Source organism: Dankookia sp. P2, assembly GCF_050632255.1.
In the GTDB taxonomy this organism is placed as follows: domain Bacteria; phylum Pseudomonadota; class Alphaproteobacteria; order Acetobacterales; family Acetobacteraceae; genus Paracraurococcus.
On record NZ_CP192581.1, the window covers coordinates 1,674,922 to 1,697,339 of the forward strand.

General features: G+C 71.8%; 17 protein-coding genes, 1 tRNA gene and 7 pseudogenes. 7 read left to right on the forward strand and 18 right to left on the reverse strand.

What is annotated here, in order from left to right; translation table 11 throughout:
- Positions 1 to 58: 58 nt before the first annotated feature.
- Positions 59 to 2,387: pseudogene (uvrB, locus tag ACQ86J_RS10035) on the reverse strand (excinuclease ABC subunit UvrB).
- 20 nt (positions 2,388 to 2,407) lie between these two features.
- Here uvrB and ACQ86J_RS10040 point away from each other — a divergent pair.
- Positions 2,408 to 2,590 carry a hypothetical protein gene (locus ACQ86J_RS10040; protein WP_431270994.1) on the forward strand — a complete coding sequence of 61 codons (183 nt, stop codon included), beginning with the start codon at positions 2,408 to 2,410 and terminating at the stop codon, positions 2,588 to 2,590.
- Positions 2,583 to 3,436: pseudogene (locus tag ACQ86J_RS10045) on the forward strand (tripartite tricarboxylate transporter substrate-binding protein). Before ACQ86J_RS10040 ends, ACQ86J_RS10045 begins: the two are co-directional and overlap by 8 nt.
- Here ACQ86J_RS10045 and ACQ86J_RS10050 read toward each other — a convergent pair.
- The gene (locus ACQ86J_RS10050) at positions 3,405 to 3,650 is read right to left on the reverse strand and encodes a hypothetical protein (protein WP_431270995.1); all 246 of its coding nucleotides are present in this window, start codon (positions 3,648 to 3,650) and stop codon (positions 3,405 to 3,407) included. The pseudogene ACQ86J_RS10045 and the gene ACQ86J_RS10050 overlap by 32 nt on opposite strands.
- A 261-nt stretch (positions 3,651 to 3,911) precedes the next feature.
- On the opposite strand from ACQ86J_RS10050, the pseudogene ACQ86J_RS10055 reads away from it, so the two are divergent.
- A pseudogene (locus ACQ86J_RS10055) lies at positions 3,912 to 5,108 on the forward strand (NAD(P)/FAD-dependent oxidoreductase).
- Positions 5,109 to 5,112: 4 nt separating this feature from the next.
- Here the strand turns inward: ACQ86J_RS10055 and proB are convergent.
- From proB to rplU, 6 genes and pseudogenes are all read right to left on the reverse strand, one after another.
- Positions 5,113 to 6,259, reverse strand: a pseudogene (gene proB, locus ACQ86J_RS10060) (glutamate 5-kinase).
- An 81-nt stretch (positions 6,260 to 6,340) separates the two neighbouring features.
- Positions 6,341 to 7,765, reverse strand: a complete 1,425-nt coding sequence (locus tag ACQ86J_RS10065) for a carbohydrate-binding domain-containing protein (RefSeq protein WP_431270996.1) — start codon at positions 7,763 to 7,765, stop codon at positions 6,341 to 6,343.
- On the reverse strand, positions 7,693 to 8,313 hold the full coding sequence (locus tag ACQ86J_RS10070; protein ID WP_431270997.1) for a family 16 glycosylhydrolase: 621 nt from the start codon (positions 8,311 to 8,313) through the stop codon (positions 7,693 to 7,695). The genes ACQ86J_RS10065 and ACQ86J_RS10070 overlap by 73 nt, the downstream gene beginning before the upstream one ends.
- Before the next feature lie 543 nt (positions 8,314 to 8,856).
- Positions 8,857 to 9,939 (reverse strand): GTPase ObgE, encoded by a 1,083-nt coding sequence (obgE, locus tag ACQ86J_RS10075; protein ID WP_431270998.1) that lies wholly within the window; start codon positions 9,937 to 9,939, stop codon positions 8,857 to 8,859.
- A gap of 74 nt (positions 9,940 to 10,013) precedes the next feature.
- Positions 10,014 to 10,283, reverse strand: a complete 270-nt coding sequence (rpmA, locus tag ACQ86J_RS10080) for a 50S ribosomal protein L27 (RefSeq protein ID WP_431270999.1) — start codon at positions 10,281 to 10,283, stop codon at positions 10,014 to 10,016.
- A gap of 13 nt (positions 10,284 to 10,296) precedes the next feature.
- Positions 10,297 to 10,615 (reverse strand): annotated as a pseudogene (rplU, locus tag ACQ86J_RS10085) (50S ribosomal protein L21).
- 245 nt (positions 10,616 to 10,860) lie between these two features.
- On the opposite strand from rplU, the gene ACQ86J_RS10090 reads away from it, so the two are divergent.
- Positions 10,861 to 10,950 (forward strand) — tRNA-Ser (locus ACQ86J_RS10090).
- 436 nt (positions 10,951 to 11,386) lie between these two features.
- Positions 11,387 to 12,427, forward strand: a complete 1,041-nt coding sequence (locus tag ACQ86J_RS10095; protein ID WP_431271000.1) for a Bug family tripartite tricarboxylate transporter substrate binding protein — start codon at positions 11,387 to 11,389, stop codon at positions 12,425 to 12,427.
- 9 nt (positions 12,428 to 12,436) lie between these two features.
- On the opposite strand, the gene ACQ86J_RS10100 is transcribed toward ACQ86J_RS10095, so the two are convergent.
- The 10 genes and pseudogenes from ACQ86J_RS10100 to ACQ86J_RS10145 form a co-directional block, all read right to left on the reverse strand.
- The gene (locus tag ACQ86J_RS10100; protein ID WP_431271001.1) at positions 12,437 to 12,823 is read right to left on the reverse strand and encodes a carboxyl transferase domain-containing protein; all 387 of its coding nucleotides are present in this window, start codon (positions 12,821 to 12,823) and stop codon (positions 12,437 to 12,439) included.
- Positions 12,810 to 13,439 (reverse strand): annotated as a pseudogene (locus ACQ86J_RS10105) (carboxyl transferase domain-containing protein); the annotation flags it as partial. The gene ACQ86J_RS10100 and the pseudogene ACQ86J_RS10105, both read right to left, overlap by 14 nt.
- The gene (locus tag ACQ86J_RS10110) at positions 13,439 to 13,975 is read right to left on the reverse strand and encodes a carboxyl transferase domain-containing protein (protein ID WP_431271002.1); all 537 of its coding nucleotides are present in this window, start codon (positions 13,973 to 13,975) and stop codon (positions 13,439 to 13,441) included. The gene ACQ86J_RS10110 and the pseudogene ACQ86J_RS10105, both read right to left, overlap by 1 nt.
- Complete coding sequence (locus tag ACQ86J_RS10115) at positions 13,972 to 14,598, reverse strand: TetR/AcrR family transcriptional regulator (protein WP_431271003.1); 627 nt, start codon at positions 14,596 to 14,598, stop codon at positions 13,972 to 13,974. Before ACQ86J_RS10115 ends, ACQ86J_RS10110 begins: the two co-directional genes overlap by 4 nt.
- The gene (locus ACQ86J_RS10120; protein WP_431272357.1) at positions 14,595 to 15,770 is read right to left on the reverse strand and encodes an AMP-binding protein; all 1,176 of its coding nucleotides are present in this window, start codon (positions 15,768 to 15,770) and stop codon (positions 14,595 to 14,597) included. The genes ACQ86J_RS10115 and ACQ86J_RS10120 overlap by 4 nt, the downstream gene beginning before the upstream one ends.
- Positions 15,749 to 16,219: an AMP-binding protein gene (locus ACQ86J_RS10125; protein WP_431271004.1), complete on the reverse strand. Its 471-nt coding sequence runs from the start codon at positions 16,217 to 16,219 to the stop codon at positions 15,749 to 15,751. Before ACQ86J_RS10125 ends, ACQ86J_RS10120 begins: the two co-directional genes overlap by 22 nt.
- A gap of 1 nt (position 16,220) precedes the next feature.
- Positions 16,221 to 16,415, reverse strand: coding sequence for an acetyl-CoA carboxylase biotin carboxyl carrier protein subunit (locus ACQ86J_RS10130; RefSeq protein WP_431271005.1), 195 nt, complete (start codon positions 16,413 to 16,415; stop codon positions 16,221 to 16,223).
- Positions 16,416 to 16,454: 39 nt separating this feature from the next.
- On the reverse strand, positions 16,455 to 17,135 hold the full coding sequence (locus tag ACQ86J_RS10135) for a nitroreductase (protein WP_431271006.1): 681 nt from the start codon (positions 17,133 to 17,135) through the stop codon (positions 16,455 to 16,457).
- Complete coding sequence (locus ACQ86J_RS10140; RefSeq protein ID WP_431272358.1) at positions 17,125 to 18,078, reverse strand: Bug family tripartite tricarboxylate transporter substrate binding protein; 954 nt, start codon at positions 18,076 to 18,078, stop codon at positions 17,125 to 17,127. The genes ACQ86J_RS10135 and ACQ86J_RS10140 overlap by 11 nt, the downstream gene beginning before the upstream one ends.
- A 175-nt stretch (positions 18,079 to 18,253) precedes the next feature.
- Positions 18,254 to 19,675: pseudogene (locus ACQ86J_RS10145) on the reverse strand (AMP-binding protein); the annotation flags it as partial.
- A 207-nt stretch (positions 19,676 to 19,882) separates the two neighbouring features.
- On the opposite strand from ACQ86J_RS10145, the gene ACQ86J_RS10150 reads away from it, so the two are divergent.
- Together ACQ86J_RS10150 and ACQ86J_RS10155 are read left to right on the forward strand one after the other, a co-directional pair.
- On the forward strand, positions 19,883 to 20,845 hold the full coding sequence (locus ACQ86J_RS10150; protein WP_431271007.1) for a Bug family tripartite tricarboxylate transporter substrate binding protein: 963 nt from the start codon (positions 19,883 to 19,885) through the stop codon (positions 20,843 to 20,845).
- Positions 20,846 to 20,984: 139 nt separating this feature from the next.
- Positions 20,985 to 22,382, forward strand: a complete 1,398-nt coding sequence (locus tag ACQ86J_RS10155) for an acyl-CoA carboxylase subunit beta (RefSeq protein ID WP_431271008.1) — start codon at positions 20,985 to 20,987, stop codon at positions 22,380 to 22,382.
- The last annotated feature ends 36 nt before the right edge of the window (positions 22,383 to 22,418 follow it).

Consider the following 22,418-nt stretch of genomic DNA (forward strand, 5'->3'; position numbering starts at 1 on the left):
TCGGTTCTGCACCGCGAACGCGGCGGGGAGGCAAGACGTTCCCGGCGAGGTTCGGGGGCTAGCGGGCCCCTGCCCGCCGCCCACGGCCGCCGCGCTTCTCCGGGTCGTAGCCGCCGCCGCCCGGGCCCAGCGGCTTCGGCTTCCAATCCTGCTTCGGCCGGCCGGGCTTGGCGCCGGGCTTGCCGCCGGCGCTGCGCGGCGCCGCCTCCTGCAGCGACCGCCCGGCCAGGTTCGGCTCGAGCCCGAGGTCCAGCGCCTCCAGCCGCTTGATCTCGTCGCGCAGCCGGGCGGCTTCCTCGAATCCCAGGTCGGCGGCGGCGGTGCGCATCCGCTTCTCCAGCTCGGCGATCGAGGCGCGCAGGTCCTTGCCGACGAATTGCGCGGTCCGGTCGCCCTCCACGGCCTCGACCGTCACGTAGTCCTGCTCGTAGACGGACTGCATGACGTCGGCGATCTGCCGCTTGATGGTGGTCGGCGTGATGCCGTGCTCGGCATTCCAGGCCATCTGCTTGGCGCGGCGCCGCTCGGTCTCCTCCAGCGCCTTCCGCAGGCTGTCGGTCATCCGGTCGGCATAGAGCACCACGCGGCCCTCGGCGTTGCGGGCGGCGCGGCCGATGGTCTGGATGAGCGAGGTGGCGCTTCGCAGGAAGCCTTCCTTGTCGGCGTCGAGGATGGCGACCAGCGTGCATTCCGGGATGTCGAGGCCCTCGCGCAGCAGGTTGATGCCGACCAGCACGTCGAAGGCGCCGCGCCTGAGGTCGCGGATGATCTCGATCCGCTCCAGCGTGTCGACGTCCGAGTGCAGGTAGCGGACCTTGATGCCCGCTTCCGTCATGTACTCCGTCAGGTCCTCGGCCATGCGCTTGGTCAGGGTGGTGACCAGGACGCGACCGCCCTTCTGGATCTGCTCGCGGCATTCGGCCAGCAGGTCGTCCACCTGGCCCTCCACCGGGCGGATCTCGGTCACCGGGTCGATCAGCCCGGTCGGGCGGATGACCTGTTCGGCGAAGGTGCCGCCGGTGCGCTCCATCTCCCAGGGTCCGGGCGTCGCGCTGACGAAGACGGTATTGGGCCGGTAGGCCTCCCATTCCTCGAACTTGAGGGGACGGTTGTCCTTGCAGGAGGGCAGCCGGAAGCCGAATTCGTCGAGCACGCTCTTCCGCGCGAAGTCGCCGCGATACATGCCGCCGAGCTGGCCGATGGTGACGTGGCTCTCATCGACCACGAGCAACGCGTTTTCCGGCAGGTATTCGAACAGTGTCGGCGGCGGCTCGCCCGGGGCGCGTCCGGTCAGGTAGCGGGAGTAGTTCTCGATCCCCTTGCAGCTCCCCGTCGTCTCCAGCATCTCGATGTCGAATTGCGTGCGCTGCGCCAGCCGTTGCGCCTCCAGCAGCCGGCCCGCCGCCTCCAGCTCCGCCAGCCTCTCCTGCAGCTCCTGCTTGATGGAGATGATGGCCTGCTGCATGGTCGGCCGCGGCGTGACGTAGTGGCTGTTGGCGCAGATCGAGACGCGCTCGAGCTCGGCCGTGACCTCCCCGGTCAGCGGATCGAATCCGCGGATGCCGTCCACCTCGTCGCCGAACAGGCTGATCCGCCAGGCGCGGTCCTCGAGGTGCGAGGGCCAGATATCCACCGTCTCCCCCTTATCCGGAAGGTCCCCCGCGCGAAGAAGCTGTCGTTGCGGCGGTACTGCTGCTCGACCAGGCCCTTGACCAGCACGTCGCGGTCGATGCGCCCGCCGATCTCGAGCTTCACGACCATGCGGCTGTAGGTCTCGACCGAGCCGATGCCGTAGATGCAGGAGACCGAGGCGACGATGACCACGTCGTTGCGCTCGAGCAGGGACTGCGTCGCGCTGTGGCGCATGCGGTCGATCTGCTCGTTGATCTGCGCGTCCTTCTCGATATAGGTGTCTGTGCGCGGGACATACGCCTCGGGCTGGTAGTAGTCGTAGTAGCTGACGAAGTATTCCACTGCGTTGTCGGGGAAGAAGCTTTTCATCTCCCCGTACAATTGCGCCGCCAGCGTCTTGTTCGGCGCGAGGATCAGGGTCGGGCGCTGCACCGCCTCGATCACCTTGGCCATGGTGAAGGTCTTGCCTGACCCGGTGACGCCCAGCAGCACTTGGTCGCGCTCATTCGCCTGCAGCCCGGCCACCAGCTTCGCGGATCGCCGTTGGCTGGTCGCCATTCGGCTCGAAGGGAGATACGACCTTGAGCACCCGCTCCGGCGGCGGGGCGGGGCGCTTGGCGGGGAAGAAGGTGACCGGGGCGAGGTGGTTCATCGTACCCCCTATCTTGGGTCGCCAGGGCTCCGCGTCGAGCGCTGGCGGAAGCGCGGCCGCCATGCTGCCATGGCGGAGAAAAAGACGGGAGAGACAGGCGCATGGGCGTTCCGGCGGCGGAGCATGTTGGCGGCGGGCCTGGCCCTGCCCGGGGCGGCCATGGCGCAGGCGGCCAGGGAGGATGACTGGCCGCAGCGCCCGATCCGGCTGTTGGTCGGCTTCGCCCCGGGCGGCGCCACCGACATCGCCAGCCGGATCATCGCCGAGCCGCTGGGGCGCCCGGCTGGGCCAACCCCTGGTGATTGACAACCGGGCCGGCGCCGGCGGGATCATCGCCACGGAAGCCGCTGCCCGCACTGCCCCGGATGGCTACACCCTGCTGATGGGCACGATCAGCACCCATGCGATGAACGTCCCGCTTTATGGCAGCCGACTGCCCTACGACCCGGTGCGGGACTTCATGCCGGTTTCCGGCGTGGCGACCGGGCCGAACCTGCTGCTGGTCCACCCTGCCTTGCCGGTGCGGGACCTGGCCGGGCTGATCGCCCTGGCCAGGGAGAAGCCCGGGCATTGACCTACGGGTCCGGCGGCAACGGCACCTCCAGCCACTTGGCTGCCGAGATGTTCAAGTCGCAGGCAGGGATCGACCTGCTGCACGTCCCCTTCCGCAGCACCACCCCGGCGGAGACCGCCCTGGTCGCCGGCCAGGTGCAGGTGCTGTTCGACCCGGTGATCGCAGCGATGGCACTGGCCCAGGGCGCCCGGTGGTGCGGCCGCTGGCGACCAGCGCGCCGCGCCGGCTGCCCAATCTGCCGGAGGTCCCGGCGCTCGCCGAGACGCTGCCAGGATTCTGAGATGGGGATCTGGGTCGGACTCTTCGCGCCGGCCGGCACGCCGCCGGCGATCCTGGCCCGGCTGGATGCGGCGACCCAGAAGGTGCTGGCTCTGCCCGAGGTCCAGGGCGAAGCTGGACGGCATCGGCGCCCAGACCCTGCCGCTGGATGCGGCGGCCTTCGGCGCCTATCTGCGATCCGAGATCGCCCGCTGGACCGAGGTGGTGCGGGCGGCCCGCATCGTCAGTCGACTGAGGCGCGGGGGCCGAAGCCCCGCGCCGTCGGGCTCAGCGGCGGCCGCTGCGCAGCATGCTGGTGACGAGCCAGGTCGCCGCCACCGCCACGCCGATCGCCACCAGCGGGCGGGACCGGGTCACGTCGCGCAGTTGGTCGGCATAGTCCATCGCCATGTCGCGGCCCTGATAGGCGTAGCGGCTGGCGGAACGCCCGGCCTCGGAAGCCGCCGGGCCGAGCCGCTTCTCGACCAGATCCTCGAGGATCGGCCCAGAGCCGCGACAATCTGCCGCGCGCATCCTCGCCCTTGTCGCGCAGCCGCTCCCCGGTGTCGCGCAGCCGGCCCGCGGCCCGGCGCCCGTAATCCTCAGCGTCGTCGCGGGCGTCACGCGCGCTGGAGCGCAGGCTGGAAAAATAACTCGTCGGTCATCGGATCCTCCGTCCCATTCGGTTCGGCGTCGCTAACGGGTCAGGGCCCCCAAGGTTCACCGGTATGGTTACGCCAAACGCTGAGGCTGCCGCGGATTCACGCCCGGCCGCGATCCGCTCTAGAAAGCCGCATGTCGGAACCGCAGAAGCAACCCCTGGTCGCCGTCCTCGGCGCCGGCCCCGCCGGCCTGATGGCGGCGGAAACCGCGGCCCAGGGCGGGCTGCAGGTCATCGTGCTGGACCGGATGCCCTCCCCCGCCCGCAAGCTGCTGATCGCCGGGCGCGGCGGGCTGAAACCTAACACATTCCGAGCCGCTGCCCGAGTTCCTGGCGCGCTACGGCACGTCGCAGGCCCGCCTCGCCCCATTCATTGAGGCCTTTCCCCCGCCGCCCTGACCGCCTGGGCCGAGGCGCTGGGCCAGCCGACCTTCACCGGCAGCTTCGGCCGGATCTTTCCCCGCGCGATGAAGGCCTCGCCCCTGCTGCGTGCCTGGCTCGCCCGCCTCGCCGGCCTCGGCGTCAGCTTGCGGCCGCGGCATCGCTGGCTGGGCTGGGCGGACGGGGCGCTCGCCTTCGAGGCGCCCGAGGGGCGGGTGCATCTGCGCCCGGCGGCGACGGTACTTGCGCTTGGCGGCGCCTCCTGGCCGCGGCTCGGCTCGGACGGCGCCTGGGCCGGGCTGCTGGAGGGCGTGGCGCCGCTGCGCCCAGCCAATTGCGGCTTCCGCATCGCCTGGTCCGACCATCTCCGCGCGCGCTTCGCCGGCACGCCGCTGAAGCGCATCGCGCTGTCCTTCGACGGCACCACGGTGCGGGGCGAGGCGGTGCTGACCGGAGCGGGGATCGAGGGCGGCGCGGTCTATGCGTTGTCCGGCGCCTTGCGGGAGGCGATCGCCGCGGGCGGCCCGGCGACCCTGTCGCTCGACCTGCGGCCGGACATGGGGACCTCGGTGCTGGCCGCCCGGCTGGACGGGCCGCGCGGCGCGATGTCGCTGGCCAACCACATGCGCCGCGCCGGCCTGCCGCCGGTCGCGATCGGCCTGGTGCAGGAGGCGCTGCATGCCGGCGCAACCGCACCGCTCTCCCGCCTGGTCAAGGCGCTGCCGCTGACCGTCACCGCCCCGATGGGGCTCGACCGCGCCATCTCCTCGGCCGGCGGGCTCGGCTGGGCGGAGCTGGACGAGCGACTGATGCTCCGCCGCCGCCCCGGCGTCTTCGCCTGCGGCGAGATGCTGGACTGGGAGGCGCCGACCGGCGGCTACCTGCTGCAGGCCTGCTTCAGCACCGGCGTCGCCGCCGGGCGCGCGGCACTGGACCGGGCGCGCGGCTGAGCCGCTACGGCATCAGCACCAAATCGTCGCGGTGGACGATCTCGTCGCGGCCGCGCCAGCCGAGGATCGCCTCCAGCTGCTCGCTGCGATGGCCGGCGATCCGCCTTGCATCCTCCATGTCATAGGCGGCGAGGCCGCGCGCCAGCTCGCGCCCCTGCCTCGTCGCGCACGCTGACAGGGTCGCCGCGGTGGAAGCTGCCCTCCACCGCCCGGACGCCGGCCGGCAGCAGCGAGGAGCCGCGCGCCAGGGCGCGGGCCGCGCCGGCATCCACCACCAGGCTGCCGAGCGGCGCGAGGGATCCGGCGATCCAGCGCTTGCGGGAGGTGCGCCCCTCCGGCGAAGCGAGGAACCAGGTGCAGCGCGCCCCGTCCTCGATCGCCCGCAGCGGGTTGTCCCGCTGCCCGAGGGCGATGGCCATGGCGCAGCCCGCGCCGGTGGCGATGCGGGCGGCGATCAGCTTGGTGCGCATCCCGCCCGAGGAATAGCCGGGCGGCGGGTCCCCGCCCATGGCCATGATCTCGTCGGTGATGCGTTCGATCACCGGCAGGTGCGCCGCGGCGGGATCCTTGCGCGGGTCGGCGGTGTACAGCCCGTCGATGTCCGACAGCAGGACCAGCGCGTCGGCGCCGGTCATCTCGGCGACGCGGGCGGCCAGCCGGTCGTTGTCGCCGAAGCGGATCTCGGCGGTGGCGACTGTGTCGTTCTCGTTGATGACGGGAATGCAGCCGAGCTCGAGCAGGGTGCCGAGCGTGGCGCGGGCGTTGAGGTAGCGGCGGCGGTCCTCGCTGTCCTCGAGGGTGAGGAGGAGCTGCGCGGCCGGCAGCCCCTGGGCCGAGAGCGCATCCGCCCAGGCGCCGGCGAGGCGGATCTGCCCGACCGCGGCGGCGGCCTGCTTCTCCTCGAGCTTCAGCTTCTTGCGGGTCAGGCCGAGGGCGCGGCGGGCGAGCGCGATGGCGCCGGAGGAGACCAGGATGACCTCGGTCCCCCTAGCACGCAGGGCCGCGACATCGGAGGCGACGCTCGCCAGCCAGGCGGCGCGCGGGGCCGCGGTCTTCTCCTCCACCACCAGGGCGGAGCCGATCTTCACCACCACGCGCCGGGCGGCCGCCAAGGCGGGAAGCACCGGTGCGCTGTCGTCCAGGGATTGCATGGGCGGGCGCATAGCATAAGGCACCCGCGCAGGGAAAGGGCGCCCCTTGCGGGGACGCCCCTTCCCGTCTGCACCGACCGATCAGGCGAAGAGCATGTCCGCCGCCGCCAGCTTGGTGGCATGCGCCAGGAAGACGCTGTCACCCGCCGTGTCGTAGGTGACCAGCAGGCCGGCAACGCCGCCCTCGGTCGCCGCCTTGGTGTGGATGTCGGCGCTGGTCAGGCCGATGAACTTCAGCTTGTCGACGCCGGCGGTGAAGTCCTGGATCACCGCATGGCCATCATGTGCGGCGAAGGCGAAGGTGTCCTTGCCCGCGCCGCCGGTGAAGTCGCCGGTCCCGGTACCGGCGGTGAACAGGTCGTTGCCGCCGCCGCCGACCGCGGTTGCCGCGCCGCTGCCGGCATGCAGCACCAGCTTGGCCATGCCCTCGACCGTGACGCTGTCCTTGCCGGCGCCGAAGGTGACGTCGGCGATCGAGTAGCGGCCGTCATAGGCGCCGTTGTAGAGGCTGCCATTGTCGGTGCGGTCGTAGTCGGCCAGCGAGGAGAGCCCGGCCGCGGTCACCTTCACCACGTCGTCGCCGGCACCGGTCTGGATGGTCATGGTGTTGGCACCGGTGCCGTTGCTGTGCGCCACCCAGGTCAGGTGGTCGTTGCCGTCGCCCAGCGTCACCGCGCCGCGCTTGGCGCTGACCAGCATGACGTCGAGCGCCTGGGTCCCGGCCGCATGCAGGTCGAGATTGGCCTGCACGAAGTTGTCGAAGGCGAGCTTGCTGGCGAAGCCGGCATTCCAGGCCGTCGGCGCCATCAGCACCGCCGGGGTGTCGTTCCAGGCGCCGGTCGCACCGAAGGTATGATAGTCGGCGCCGCCGAAGGTGGTGTGTCCTTCCCAGGCGGTCTTCGTGTAGTTGCCGACGAAGCCGAATTTCACCGCCGGCGCGGTGTCGCCGGGCGTGGTGCTGGCCCCGCCGCTGACGGGGGCGGCCTTGGTGAAGCCGAAGTTGGCCGCGCCGTTGGAGTAGAGCCCGGCAGTCCCGTTGGCGAGGGCGGCGCCGTTGAAGCTCACGCCGTCGACATGCAGGTTGCGGTCTGCCGCGCTGCTCCCGCCATAGGCGTCGTTCAGGAAGGTCACCGTCAGCGTATGGGCGCCGGCGCCGAAATCACCCTTCACGGTGATGTTGTCCTCGCCGCTACCATAGCTGGCGCCGGCGGTCAGGGTGCCGCCGACCTGCTTGCCATCGACCGCGATGGTGTATTGCGCGCTGCCCTGCCAGGCATCCTGGGAGATCTTCAGCACCAGGCTGTCGGCGCCGCTGCCGACGGTCTGGGTGACCGGCGTCGTGACGGTGCCGCCGCCGTTGTTGCCCGTGCCGGCGTTGCTGCCGGGATTCGTGCTCGTGCCGCCGTTGTAGCTGGCATTGGCGGTGCGGTAGCTCAGGTCGTAGAGCGTGATGGTGTTGTCGTAGCCGCTGCCATGCTGCGCGCCGGTCGACCACCAGGTCTGCATGCCGATTCCGGGGCCTCGTTCTCACCGCCATGCGCCGCATCGGCCGGGACGTGGTCGGTCGTCGTCCACATCTGGGTGCCGTCGACATACATGGTCAGACGGCCGGCCTGCCAGTCGAGCGAGTAGGTGTGGGTCTGCTTCACGTCCACGCCGTCCAGGTTGTAGGACTGGAACTGGTTGGAGCCGTCGGCGCCCTTCCAATGAATCGTCGAATAGGCCTGGCCGCCCGGCTGAAGCTCGACCAGGTCGAGTTCCGGCCCCGGCCAGACATCGGTGCCCGGCCAGAGCAGGGCATAGGGACCCGGCGCATCGCCCTGAGCCATCGAGAGGGTGAAGCTGAACAGGCCGTAGCCATAGCCGGCGGCGCTGCCGGTCGGCGGGACCATGGTGCCGCTGTCCTGGTTGTCGGGCGTGCTGCTGATGGTGATCTGGCCAGCCACGCTGGTGTCGATTCCCGGCCCCCAGTCGCGGGAAAGCATGCCCGTGCCGGCGTTGAAGCTTTCGTCCCAGACGGTGGTGTACTGAGTCAGGTCGAGTGTACCGGCCATGATCAGGCGTCCTGCATTGCTTTGGGGGACGGACAGCCCTGGGTGGTCGGCGAGATCGTTTTCAGAGAACTAATATCTCAGAAAACAACCTATGGTTGATACGCCGAACGCGGTTGGCCAGCAGCCGCCCGAGCACCTAGAGCTTGTTCCCCACAGTTACGTGAAGCACAGAAAAGTGATTGCTCCGTGCCGGGATACGATATGTCGTATTCAACCTACACGCGCAATCTCGGAGCTGTGATTCTCTGATCACGTTTTTCGTTCCTAATTCAGAATGAAAACCGTGGCCTTCCGGCACGCTGGGTGCCGAAGCCTGCGCCGATTCAGCGCCTTGGCGGCCGGCCCCAAAACGACCGTTGCGCAATGCGGACAACCACGGGGGAGGCCCGGCCCTGGTCCGGGCGGGTGCCACGGCGACCCGGACACGCAAAACGCCCGGGGCCGTGCAGCCCCGGGCGTTCCAAACAGGACCGTTTCCTGCGGGAAGCCGCCTCGCCCGGCGGCCTCAGGCCTGCGGGCGGGTCCGCCCTCGGGCAATCCGGCTCATTGGTCCTGGTCGAGCGACTCGATCGGGCGGACCATGCTGCGCAATGGCGACACCAGCGCCGACGCCGGGCGCTCGGCACGTTCGGCCCGGGCCTTGGCGACGATGTCGGCGAGCGCCCGCAGGACCTGCGGCACCTGCTCCCCGGTCGCGCCCGAGATCAGCATGACGGGCACGCCTGCCGCGCGCTCCAGCGCCTTCGCCCGGCTGGCACGGGCCTGCGGGGTCATCGCGTCCACCTTGTTCAGGCAGAGCAGCTCGGGCTTCTCGGCCAGGCCCTGGCCATATTGCGCCAGCTCCTCCCGCACCGTGCGCCAGGCGGCGGCAGGGTCGGGCTGGCTGCCATCGACGAGATGCAGCAGCACCGCGCAACGCTCGACATGGCCGAGGAAGCGGTCGCCGAGCCCGACGCCCTCATGCGCGCCCTCGATCAGTCCGGGGATGTCGGCGAGGACGAATTCCTCCGACGCGTTCAGCCGCACCACGCCGAGCTGCGGGATCAGGGTCGTGAAGGGATAGTCGGCGATCTTCGGCCGGGCGGCGCTGACGGCCGCCAGGAAGGTGGACTTGCCGGCATTCGGCAGGCCGACCAGCCCGACATCGGCGATCAGCTTCAGCCGCAGCCAGATCCAGCGCTCCTCGCCCGGCCAGCCCTTGTCGGCGCGGCGCGGGGCGCGGTTGGTGGCCGACTTGAAATGGGCATTGCCGTGGCCGCCATCGCCGCCACGGCAGATCACCACCCGCTTGCCAGGCTCGTCGAGGTCGGCGAGCACCAAGTCCTTCTCGTCCGACAGGATCTGGGTGCCGACCGGCACCTTGAGGACAACATCCTCCGACCCCGCGCCGGTGCGGTCCTGGCCGGCGCCGTTGCCGCCCTTGCGCGCCTTGAAGTGCTGCGCGTAGCGGTAGTCGATCAGGGTGTTGAGGCCGTCCACGGCCTCGATCACCACATCGCCGCCCTTGCCGCCATTGCCGCCGTCGGGGCCGCCGAATTCGATGTATTTCTCGCGGCGGAAGGCGATGACGCCGTCGCCGCCATCGCCGGCCTTCACCCAGACCTTGGCTTCGTCCAGGAATTTCATGGCGCAATGGGACCCTGAAAATGCAAACGGGGGCCGGAAGGCCCCGTGTCAACGCGCCGTGGCGGTTGTGCCGGTTACTCGGCGGCCTGGGGGATCGGCTCGACCGAGACATGCACCCGGCCCTCGGCCCGACGGGTGAACTTCACCCGGCCGTCGATGGCGGCGTGCAGGGAGTGGGTGCGGCCGACATAGACATGCGGGCCGGCCATCATCTTCGTGCCGCGCTGGGTCACGATGATGTTGCCGGCGCTGACCGCCTGGCCGCCGAACAGCTTCACGCCGAGGCGCTTGCCGGCGCTGTCGCGCCCGTTGCGGGAGGAACCGCCAGCCTTCTTGTGTGCCATCTGTCGATCTCCTTCAGGCGGCCGCGATGTCGCCGATGCGCAGGGTGGTCAGGTCCTGCCGGTGGCCCCGCTTGCGGCGGCTGCTCCTGCCGGCGGCGCTTCTTCAGGATGAGGATCTTCGGGCCGCGGGTCTGCTCGACCACGGTCGCGGTGACGCTGGCGCCCGGGACGGTCGGCGCGCCGATGGTCAGGCCAGCCTCGGTGCCGAGCGCGAGCACGTCATGGAAGGTGATGGTGGCGCCGGGCTCGGCTTCCAGCTTCTCGACCGTCAGGACGGCGTTCGGCGTTACCCGGTACTGCTTTCCGCCGGTGCGGATCACTGCGAAGGTCATCGTGCGGCCCCACCTGGTCGTGCCAGGATTGCGTGCCGAGGCGGCACCGCCCCGGAAGAGTTCTGTGGAAGTATCGGCCATAGAAGGCCGCCGGCGACGCCGGGGCGCCGTCGGGAGGCGGGGCTTATAGCGGGGCCTGCCGGCGGCGTCAACGGCGCGATGGCCCCGTATCGCATATCCGGCGGCGGCCGGCAGCAAGGGCGTTGCGCGCCGGCGCCGCTGCCCTTATAGCCCGGACCGGCCACGGAGAGGTGGCAGAGTGGTCGATCGCGTCGGTCTCGAAAACCGAAGTCCGTGCAAGCGGACCGTGGGTTCGAATCCCACCCTCTCCGCCAGATATTTCGCTCAAGCGGCTGACTTGCAAACATTCATTTGTCAAGTCACGCCTTCTGCCTCCCTTCCTGCCCGCCTCGCTGGCGCAGCGTCGTCGGCGCCTGGGTGAGTGACGCCGCGGCAGCAATGCCGGCGACTGCCTCGAGCCGGCCAGATGCAGCCGGCATCCGGCCGCAGCACCGAGCGGCATGGGTGGGGGTTGCGGGTGCCGGATGGTTGCGGCGCAGGTGACCGAGGTCGCGTGCAAGCCCGCCTCCCCCGTCGCGCGATGGACATCGCACCTCCTCGGCAGCGTTCAGGCGGGTGATGCAGCAGGGCTTCGAGGCAGGGTCCGATGGCCGTGCCGGGGCGACCTCGCCGTTAGCACCTCGTGTCGCTCCGATTTTCCACCCGCATCGGGCCCCGGAATCGTGCTGACCTGACATCCGACGCCCAGGCATGGTGAAGTCCAGGATCGTGCCCGAAGCGGCGCAGCGGGAGGAGGACGCGATGACCGGCTTTCCAGAAAGCGGCTTCGGCCGCCGCGCGCTTCCGGCGCTGCTGGTCCCGGCGCTGGCCACCGCGCCCGCCGCGCAGGCGCAGGCGCAGGCCTGGCCCGACCGGCCGATCCGCCTGATCTACCCTTTCGGCGGCGGCGCGCCGACCGAGGTCCTGGCGCGCATGGTCGCGGAGCAGATGCGGCTCGCGCTCGGCGTGCCCGTCGTGTTCGACAACCGCCCCGGCGCGGGCGGGCTGATCGCGGCCGAGGCGGTGGCGCGGGCACCGCAGGACGGGCTGACCCTGGGCTGGCTGACCTCGAGCATCCTCACCATCAATCCGCACATCTACCCCTCCCTGCCCTACAAGCCGGAGGATTTCGCGCCGCTCAGCGTCACCTATCGCGGGCCGCTGGTGCTGGCCGCCGCGCGGACACTGGCCGGCGGCGACCTGCGCGGCACCGTCGCCGCGCTGCGGGGCCAGCGCGGCCTGGCCTATGGCACCGCCGGCGTCGCCACCAGCCCGCACCTGATGATGGAGATGTTCCAGGCGGAGACCGGCCTCGAGCTCGCCCACCTGCCCTTCCGCGGGGAGCAGCCCATCGTGACCGAGCTGCTGGCGGGGCGCGTGCCGCTCTTCGCCGGCTCGCTCGCCACCCTGCTGCCGCATCTGGACAGCGGCGCCTTCCGGGTGCTGGCGATCTCGACGCCGCAGCGCCTGGCGGCCACGCCCGCCATCCCGACCTTCGCCGAGCAGGACATGCCGGGCTTCGTCTGGCGTTACTGGCACGGCATGGTCGCGCCGGCCGGCACGCCTGAGCCCGTGCTGCGGCGATTGAGCGAGGTCCTGATCCCGGCGATCCGCGGCGAGGCGGTGCAGGCCCGCGCCATGGCTGACATGCAGGTGGAGCCGACGACGCGCGCCGAATTCGCCGCGCTGGTCGCACGCGACCTCGACACCTACGGGCGGTTGATCCGCAGCCGCGGCATCGCGCTGAACTAGGCCTGCCGCTCAGATCGGCGGGATGGCGCGCTTCTTCGGCGGCATCCCGCCATGCGCGCGGCCTTCCGTCTGGCGCAGCACCTCGATGATCCGGCAGCGGGTGTCGCGCGGGTCGATCACGTCATCCACGCCGAAGCCCTCCGCCGCGCGCAGCGCGCCGGTGCGGGCGCGAATGCCATCGATCAGTTCCTGCCGCCGCATCGCCGGATCCGGCGCCGCCGCATAGTCGCGGCGATAGGCGATGTCGACCGAGCCCTCGATCGACATGGCGCAGATCTCGGCGCCGGGCCAGGCGAAGGCGGCATCCGCCTGCATGCCTGCGGCCGCCGGCCATGGCGATGTAGCCCAGGCCATAGCCCTTGCGCAGCACCACCGAGATGCGGGGCACCGTCGCATGGGCCCATTCGAAGGGCAGCCGGGCGCTGCGCCGGCCGAGCCCGCTGCGCTCGGCGCCCGAGCCGATCAGGAAGCCCGGCACGTCGATCAGCGAGACGAGCGGGAGGCCGTAGGCGTCGCAGAAGGCGATGAACCGCGCGCCCTTCTCCGCCGCCGCGGCATCGATGATCCCGCCGAGCCGCAGCGAATGGTTGGCCAGGATCCCGACCGGCCGGCCATCCAGCCGGGCGAGCGCGGTCACCATATTGGCCGCGAAGCGCGGCTTCAGCTCGAACACGCTGCCACGGTCGGCGATGCCGGCGATGGCCAGGCGGACGTCGAAGCCGCGGCGGCGCTCCGCGGGGACAAGATGCAGCAGCGCCTCCTCCCGCCGGTCCGCCGGGTCCTCGGCGGGGAGGACAGCCTGCGGCGCCCGCGCATTGGCAGGGAGGTAGGAGAGGAAGCGGCGTGCCGCCTCGAAGGCCGCCGCCTCGGTCTCCACCGCCAGGTCGGCCAAGCCATGCCTGTCCGCCTGGGCCTCGGCGCCGCCGAGCGCGTCCTGGTCGACATCCTCCCCGGTCGCGGCCTTCACCAGAGCGGGGCCGGCCATGCCCATCGCGGCGATGCCCCGCACCATCACCACCAGATCGGACAGGCCCGCGAATTGGTCGGGCCGGCGAAGCCGGGGCCGAGCATCAGCGCCACCAGCGGCACCCAGCCGGAGGCGCGCGCGAGGGTGCGGATCAGCGGGCTGGCATGGGCGAAGCTGCGCGCGTCCTGGCCGTCCTGGATGCGGTGGCCACCGCCGTCCAGCAGCATGACCAGGGGCAGGCCGCGGGCCACTGCCGTCTCGACCGCATGCACCGTCTTCGCCGTGCCCAGCCGGCCGATGCTGCCGCCCGCGACGCTGAAATCCTGCGCCACCACCACCACCGCGCGGCCCTCGATCCGGCCGGTGCCGGTAACGACGCCATCGGCCGGGGACAGCCGCCGGCCCGCCTCGCCGTCCGGATCGGCGGTGGCGAAGCCGCCGACCTCGAGGAAGCTGCCGGGGTCGAGCAGCGCGGCGATCTGCTCGCGCGCCGTCAGCTTGCCGCGGGCACGCTGCCGGGCCAGGGCCTCGCCGCGCGCCGCGTCCTGCAGCGCGGCACGGGCCGCCTCCACCGCCCTCATGCCGGCGTCTCCGCGCGCAACGACCTGCGGCAGGCCTCCAACGCCGCGCGCGTGGCACGCTGCAGGTCGATGGAATCACGATCGAGCAGCCATTGCGTGACCAGGCCGCGGATCATGCCGAGCACGACGCCGGCCTCGACCGCCGGGTCGAGCTCCGGGCGGATCTCGCCCTTGGCCTGGCCGCTGCGGATGTGGTGTTCGAAGGCGCGGCGATAGCCCTGGAAGAAGGCGGCGAGGCGGGCCCGCAGCTCCGGCACGACGGTCAGCGACTCCATGCTGAGGATGTAAAGGGCGCCGACCGCCTCCGGCCCCTCCATGCAGCCGCGGAAATGCGCCTCGACGCGCGCGAGCAGCCCGTCCAGGCCGCTTTCCGCCGGCATGCCGGCGAAGACGTTCTCCTCCGCCCAGGCCTCCATGGCGTCGATCAGGGCCAGCAGCAGCGCCACCTTGCTGCCGAAGCGCTCGACCGGCAGGCCGCGGCTGAAGCCGGCCTCCCGCCCGATGGAGGCGAGGCTCGTCCCGGCGGAGCCGCCGCGGGCGACGAGGCGCAGGGCCGCCGCCAGCAGCCTGCCATCCGAGCTCGCGCGGCGGTCGAGCTGGGTGCGGCGCACCGGCGCGTTCATCGCACCGGGCCGAGCCGGGCTGCATCCAGCCGGTCGCGGCGGATGCGGATGCCGGCCGCCTCCCGGTCCCAGGTGTCGGGCGTCACGCCCTGCTCGCGCAGCAGGTGCTTCTGCACCTTCTGGGTCGGTGTCATCGGCAGGCCGTCCACGCAGCGGATAAAGCGCGGCACCATGAAATGCGCGAGCCGCGGGCGGAGAAAGCCGATCAGCGCCGCCGGGTCGAGCGCGCGCCCCGGCACGCAGGAGACGACGGCGAGGATCTCGTCCTCCCCATGCTCGCCCGGCACCGGCACCACCGCGGCCTCGCGGATGTCGGGATGGGCCGCGACCTCCCGCTCCACCTCGAAGGAGGAGACATTCTCGCCGCGCCGGCGGATCGCGTCCTTGATGCGGTCGACGAAGAAGAACTCCCCCGCTTCGTCGCGGCGGAAGGCGTCGCCGGTGTGGAACCAGCCGTTGCGCCAGGCCCGCGCGGTGGCGTCCGGGTTGCCGTGGTAGCCATGGTTCAGCGCCCAGGGCATGTCGCTGCGGAGGACGAGCTTGCCGACCTCGCCCGGCGGCAATCTGCAGTCGTTCGCGTCCACCACCCGCGCCTCGTAGCCCGGCCGCACCTGCCCGCAGGTGCCCAGCGTCTCCGGGTTGCGGCCGGTGAAGATGGGACAGGACAGCTCGGTCATGTTGTAGGTGCTGTACCAGTCCACGCCGAAGCGGCGGCCGAATCCCAGGGCCGCCTGGTTCAGCGGGATGATCACGCATTTCCGCAGGGGATGCTCGCGGTCGCGCGGCGATTCCGGCTGGCTGGCGAGGAAGGAGGCCATGGTGCCGAGCACCGTCATCGCCGTGGTGCCGGTGCGCCGCACGCTGTCCCAGAAGCTCGCCGTGTCGAAGGCGCCGACGATGGCGACGGAGCCGCCCCGCACCAGCGCGTTGAAACAGGGCGAGGTGCCGCCGACATGGAAGAGCGGCAGCGTCACCATCTGCCGGTCCTCGGCATCGAGGTAGGTATGCGCCTTCGCCGCGGCCCACCACTGCGCATAGGAACAGAGCACCGCCTTGGATGGGCCCGTGGTGCCGGAGGTGAGGATCGCCGCCTGGGTATCCCAGGGCTCGATGGGCTGCGGTGGCGGGCCTGGCTCCTCGCCCGCCTCGGTCAGCGCCGCCTCGGGCAGCAGGTCGAGCCCGGGGAGCGGCGGCGCCCCTCCCCGATCGCCACCACCTGCCGCAGCGCCGCGGTGTCGATCTCTGCCAGCCGGGGCGCCAGCCGGGCATCGGCGACCATCAGCCGGGCGCCCGACAGCGCAACCACATGCTGCAGCAGCGCGCCGCGATATGCGGTGTTCACCGGCATGTACACGGCGCCCAGGTAGTTCAGCCCGAACCAGGCGGCCAGGGCATGCGGCCCGTTCGGCAGCCAGCACAGCACGACATCGCCCTGCCGCACGCCGAGCCGCTCGAAGCCGACGGCGAAACGCCGTGTCCAGCGGGCGAGGTCGGCATAGGTCCAGATGGTGCCGTCCGCATCGAACAGCGCATAGGGCCGGTCCGGCATCGTCGCGGCGCGGCGGTCGACCAGCGCGCGGACCACGCAATCCTCCGGCGCCGGCAGCCTGGGATCCGGCATGCTAGCCCGCCAGGACCAGGAGGCACTGGCCCTCGGTCACCGTCTCCCCCTCCTCGACGCGGATCTCGGCGACCTTGCCGGATCTCGGCGCGGCGACCGGGATTTCCATCTTCATCGATTCCAGCAGGAGCAGGTCGGCACCCTCCGCCACCTCGTCGCCCACGGCCACCAGCAGCTTCCAGATGCTGCCGGCCATCTCGGATCCACGCGGATCGCTGCCAAGGGAGTGTCCTCTCTATGCGTCATGCCAGCTGACGGCCTGGTCCAGCCCGGCACGGCCGGTGCGGAAGGCATTGGCGGGGTGGGCGGGATCGGCGAAGCCGAAGGCGACGCCGCAGACCAGCTGGCGGTCCTCCGGCAGGCCGAGCAGCCCGCGGACGAAGCCGGCATGCCCGGCGATCGCCGCCTGGGCGATGCTGGCGACGCCGAGCGATTCCGCCGCCAGCATGAAATTCGCCACCCAGCCGCCGCAGTCGACGGCGCCGTAGGCGCCCAGCGCCTCGTCGGTGGTGACGAGCGCCAGATGCGGCGCGCCAAAGGCGCGGAAATTCTCCAGCGCCTGCCGCTGGCGGGCCGCCATGTCGTCGCGGGCGATGCCGAGCGCGGCGTAGAGGCCGAAGCCGGTGTCCCGCCGCCGGTCACGGTAGACCCCGCGGTATTCGCGCGGAAAAGGGATGTCCGGGGTCGGCGCCGCGCCCGATGCGGCATGCGCGTGCAACGCCGCGCAGAAGCGCTCCAGCGCCGCGCCGCCGAGGATCTCCACCTGCCAGGGCTGGCTGTTGGTCCAGGACGCGGTGCGCTGCGCCATCTCCAGGATGCGGACGATCACCGGCCGCGGCACCGGCTCGGCGCGGAAGCCGCGGCAGCTGGCGCGGCGGCGCAGCAGCGCCTCCAGCGTCTCCGCCTCATTCGGCACGGATATCCGCCTCCCGGATCACCCGGCCCCATTTCGCGCGGTCCGCCTCCATGGTGCGGGCGAGGCCGGCGGCATCCTCGTAGCGCGGCGTCATGCCGCCCTCGCGCAGGCGGGCGAGGATGCCCGGATCCTCGAGCGCTCGCGCCACCGCCGACGCCCAGCGGGCGACCACCGGCCGAGGCAACCCGCGCGGGCCGCAAAGCCCGATCCAGCCGCTGACCTCGAAGCCCGGCACGGCGTCCCCAAGCAGCGGCGCGCCCGGATAGAGCGGCGAGCCGCCCGCGCTCGCCACCGCCAGCAGCCGCAGCTCGCCGCCGGCGACCTGGCCGGCGACGTCGCCGATATTCGTGATGGCGAAGCTCGTGCGCCCGGCGACGATGTCGGGCATCGCCGGTGCCATGCCGCGATAGGGGATGGGCGTCATCTCCGTCCCGGTCAGCCGGGCCAGCCAGGCCCCCGAGAGCTGCTGGCCGGAGCCGGCGCCGGCCGTGGCGTAGCTGACCGCCCCCGGCCGGGCCCGCGCAGCGGCGACCACCTCCTCCACGCTGCGCCAGGGCGCGGCGGCGGAGACCACCATCGCATGCTGCGCGGCGATCATGTTGGCGACCGGCACCAGGTCCTTCGGCGGGTCGATCGGCAGGGAGGCGCCGGGCAGCTGCGGGCTGATCGTCATGGTGCCCATCGGGCAGACCAGCAGGGCATAGCCATCGGCCGGCCCCCGCGCCACGCCCTCGGCCGCGATCATCCCATTGGCGCCAGGCCGGTTCTCCACCACCACGCGCTGGCCCAGCAGCGGCGACATGCCCTCCGCCATCAGCCGCGCGACGATGTCGAGCGTGCCTCCGGCGGAGAAGCCCGCGACCAGCCGCGGCGGCCGGCTCGGGAAGTCCTGCGCCTGCGCGGTGCCGCCCAGCAGCACCAGGATCAGCAGCAGCGCACGCATCGTCACCTCCCTCCGGCCAGGCGTTCGCGCCGCAGCCGGATGCCGGCCCGCTCGCGGTCCCAGGTATCGGTGCCCAGACCCTCCGCCCGCAGCAGGTGCTTCTCCACCTTGCGGTGAGCGTCTTCGGCAGCTCGGGCAGGATGCGGACGTAGCGCGGCACCATGAAATGCGGCAGCCGCGGCGCGAGGAACTCGATCAGCGCGGCGGGATCGATCTCCGTCCCCGGCACGGGCGCCACCACCGCCAGCACCTCGTCCTCGGCGAACTCGCTCGGCACCGCCACCACCGCGGCCTCGCGCACCGCGGGATGGGCGCAGATCTCCGCCTCGACCTCGAAGGAGGAGATGTTCTCGCCGCGGCGGCGGATCGCGTCCTTCATCCGGTCGACGAAGAAGAACTCGCCTTCGGCATCGCGGCGGAAGGCATCGCCGGTATGGAACCAGCCATTGCGCCAGGCCCGCGCGGTCGCGTCCGGATTGCGGTGGTAGCCGTGGTTCATCGACCAGGGCGCATCGCTGCGCAGCACCAGTTCCACCACCGCGCCGTGCGGCACCTCGCAGTCGTGCTCGTCGACGATGCGGGCGATGATGCCGGGGCGCGGGCGGCCGCAGCTGCCGATGCGGGTCGGGTTGGGTTCGGAGAAGATCGGGCAGGCGATCTCCGTCATGTTGAAGGTGGTCCAGACCTCGACGCCGAATCGCTCGCGGAAGACCGCGGCGTCCTCGGTCAGCGGCACGATGGTCAGGGCGCGCAGCGTATGGTCGCGGTCCTGCAGCGAGGGCGGCGCCTTCACCAGGAAGGAGGTCATGGCGCCGAGCAGCGAGGCGCAGGTGATGCGGTGGCGCCGCACCACCTCCCAGAAGGTCTGGGTGCGGAAGGATTCCGCGACGACGATCGCGGCGCCGCGCAGCAGGTAGCGGTAGACCGACCCGGTGCCGCCCATGTGGAACAGCGGCAGCGTCACCAGCCCGCGGTCGCCTTCCCGCACGAAGGGGAAGGCCATGCCGCTGCTGGTGTAGTGCATGTAGGAACAGAGCACCCCCTTGGACGGGCCGGTGGTGCCGGAGGTGTAGATCATGCTCTGGGTGTCCCAGGGCATGATCGGGCGCTCCGGCGGCTCCGGCTCGCCCTCGACCTGCAGGATCGCGGCGGCGTCGATCACTTCCAGCCCCGGCACCGCCTGCGGCGGGCCACCAACCACGGCGACGCGGCGCAGCGCGGCGGGCAGCGCCACGTCCCGCAGCCGCTCGACCAGCGCGGCATCCGCCACGATCAGGGCGGCATCGGCGATGCCGAGCACATGCTCCAGGATGCGGCCACGATAGCTGATGTTCAGCGGCACCTGGACGGCGCCGAGCCAGTTGGCGGCGAACCAGACCAGCAGGGCTTCCGGCCCGTTCGGCAGCCAGACCAGGACGTGATCGCCCTGCCGGACGCCCTGGCGCTGCAGCCCGGCCGCGACGGCGGCGACGCGGTCGCGCAGTGCGCGGCAGGTCCAGCCGGGCCCGTTCTCAAAGCTGACGCAGTCCTGCTCAGGCCGCTCCCGCGCGTGGCGCTCCAGCAGCGGGCGGAGCACGCAGCGGTCGAGCGGCGGCATGCGCGGGTCGAGCCGGGGTTCAGCCAAGATGCCGGACCAGCATGGTGCTGCACTCCTCCCGCGCGGCCCGCTTGCCGAGGGCGCCTTGCAGCGAGCCTAGGCTTTTTGCTGGCTGGTTAGCAAGTATGTCTTGGCGCCGGCGCCGCCGGCCGGCAGGATGGCCCGGAACGAGAATCCCGCCCGAAGGCGGACAAGGGAGGAAGGCGGATGCGAAGCTTCCTGCGGCTGGCCGCGGCGCTGGCGTTGCTGTCGGGCGGCATGGCCCGGGCGGACTTCCCCGACCGGCCGGTGCGCATGCTCTATGGCTTCGCCCCCGCCGGGTCGGGCGACATCGCGGCGCGCCTGCTGGCGGACACGGTCTCGCCCATGCTGGGGCAGCGCGTGGTGGTGGAGAACCGCACCGGCGCCAATGGCATGGTCGCGGCCGAGGCGGCGGCGACCAGCCCGGCCGACGGCCATACCGTGCTGTTCTGCACCACGGGCAACATGACCATCATCACCGAGCTGCCGGATACCCGCCTGCCGGTGAACCCGGCGAAGGACCTGATCGGCCTCGGCATGATGGCCCGCACCACCTTCGGGCTGGTCGTCGCGCCGAACAGCCCCTGGCAGGGCGTGGCCGACATCGTCGAGGAAGCCCGCCGGCGTCCCGGCCAGATCAGCTACGCCTCGCCCGGCGTCGGCTCCGTCCAGCACCTGGCGGGGGAGCTGCTGAAGCAGAAGACCGGCACCGACATGGTCCATGTGCCCTACCGCGGCTCGCAGCCTGCCCTGCTCGACCTGGTCAGCGGGCGCATCGGCTTCACCATCACCAATCTCGGCGACACCATCGGGCAGATCCGCAATGGCGGGCTGAAGCTGATCGGCCTCGGCGATCCGCTGGCGCAGACCTTCTTCCCGGAGACGCCGCTGATCTCCCGCGACGTGCCGGGCTTCGAGACCTATGCCTGGTTCGGGCTCTGCGCCCCGCGCGGCATGCCGGCGGGCGTGGTCGCGCAGTGGGAGACGGCGCTGCGCCGCGCGGTCGAGGATCCCCGCGTGCGGGACAAGCTGATGGAGAACGGCCTGGTGCCGAGTTTCACCGACTCCGCCGGGCTGAACCGGCTGATGGAGGAGAACCGCGCGACCTTCCGCGAGGTGATCCGCGCCGCGAACATCCGCGCGCAGTGACAGGGCAGGACGGCATGGCGGAGGAAGGTCCGGCGCGGCGCGCCCCACGCTGCAGGCGGCGCTCGGGGCGCGGGCGGCGCTGCTGGATGCGGCCCGGCCCGAGGCGGTCGCGCGGCAGCGCCGGCGTGGTCGCTGGACGGTGCGGGAGGCGGTGGCGGCGCTCGCCGATCCCGACAGCTTCGTCGAGTATGGCGGGCTGGTGCGCCCGGCCCTGCCCGGCATGAGCGGCGCGGCCGATGGCCTGGTGATGGGCACGGCGCAGGTTGGCGGCCGCGCCACCGACATCGTGGCCTATGACTACACGGTTTATGCGGGCACGCAGAGCGCCAACAACCACGCCAAGATCAGCCGCATGCTGGGGCATGCCGAGCAGCACCGGGTGCCGGTGATCTGCTGGCTCGACGGCGGCGGGGCCCGGCCGCACGACATGAAGGTGGAAGGGCGCGGCGCCTCGGCGACCTTCGTGACCTTCGCGCGCCTCTCGGGCCTGGTGCCGACCATCGGGATCGTGCCGGGCCGCGCCTTCGCCGGGCATGCCAACCTGGCCGGCATGTGCGACCTGCTGGTCATGACGCAGGACGGCTGCATGGGCATGGCCGGCCCGCCGCTGGTGGAGGCGGCGCTCGGCCTGAAGCTGACGCCGGAGGAGATCGGCCCCGCCGCGGTGCATGTCGCCTCCGGCGCCGTCGACGTGCTGGTGGAGGACGAGGCCGCGGCGATCGAGACGGCCCGCCGCTACCTCGGCTATTTCGGGCCGCCGGCGCCGGCCGGCGAGGCGCCGGACGGCGCCCTGCTGCGCGACCTGGTGCCGGAGAACCCGCGCCGCGCCTATGACGTGCGCAAGGTGATCGCCGGCATCGCCGACCGCGGCAGCGTGCTGGAGGTGAAGGCAGGCTACGGCCGCGCCATGGTAACCGCGCTGGCGCGGATCGAGGGTCGCGCGGTCGGCGTCATCGCCAACCAGCCGATGTTCCTGGCCGGGGCCATCGACGGGCCGGCCGCGGAGAAGGCCGCGCGCTTCGTGCAGATCTGCGACGCCTTCGACATCCCGCTGCTGGTGCTGTGCGACACGCCGGGGCTGATGGTAGGGCCGGAGGTGGAGAAGACCAACCTCGTCCGCCGCAGCGCCCGGCTGCTGACCGCGCTGGCCAATGCGACGGTCCCGATCATGACCGTGGTGCTGCGCAAGGCCTATGGGCTCGGCTACTACATCATGGGCTCCCGCCCCTTGCACCCGAGCATCCTGCTGGCCTGGCCGACCGCCGAGTTCGGCGGGATGGGGCTGGAAGGCGCCGCCAGCATCATCCACCGGCAGGAGCTGGAGGCGATCGCGGACCCGGCGGCGCGCGCCGAGGCGCATCGCGCCCGCACCGCCGAGCTGCGCGCCTACAACACCGCGCTCGAGGTCGCCGGGCGCTTCGCCTATGACGACGTCATCGACCCCGCGGATACCCGCGGCATCCTCGGCAAGGTGCTGCGTGGCCTGCCGCCGGCGCCGCCGCGCAGCGGCCGCAAACGCTTGATCGACCCCTGCTGACGGGCCGGGCGAAGCCCGTGGGCGCGGCGTCCGCCG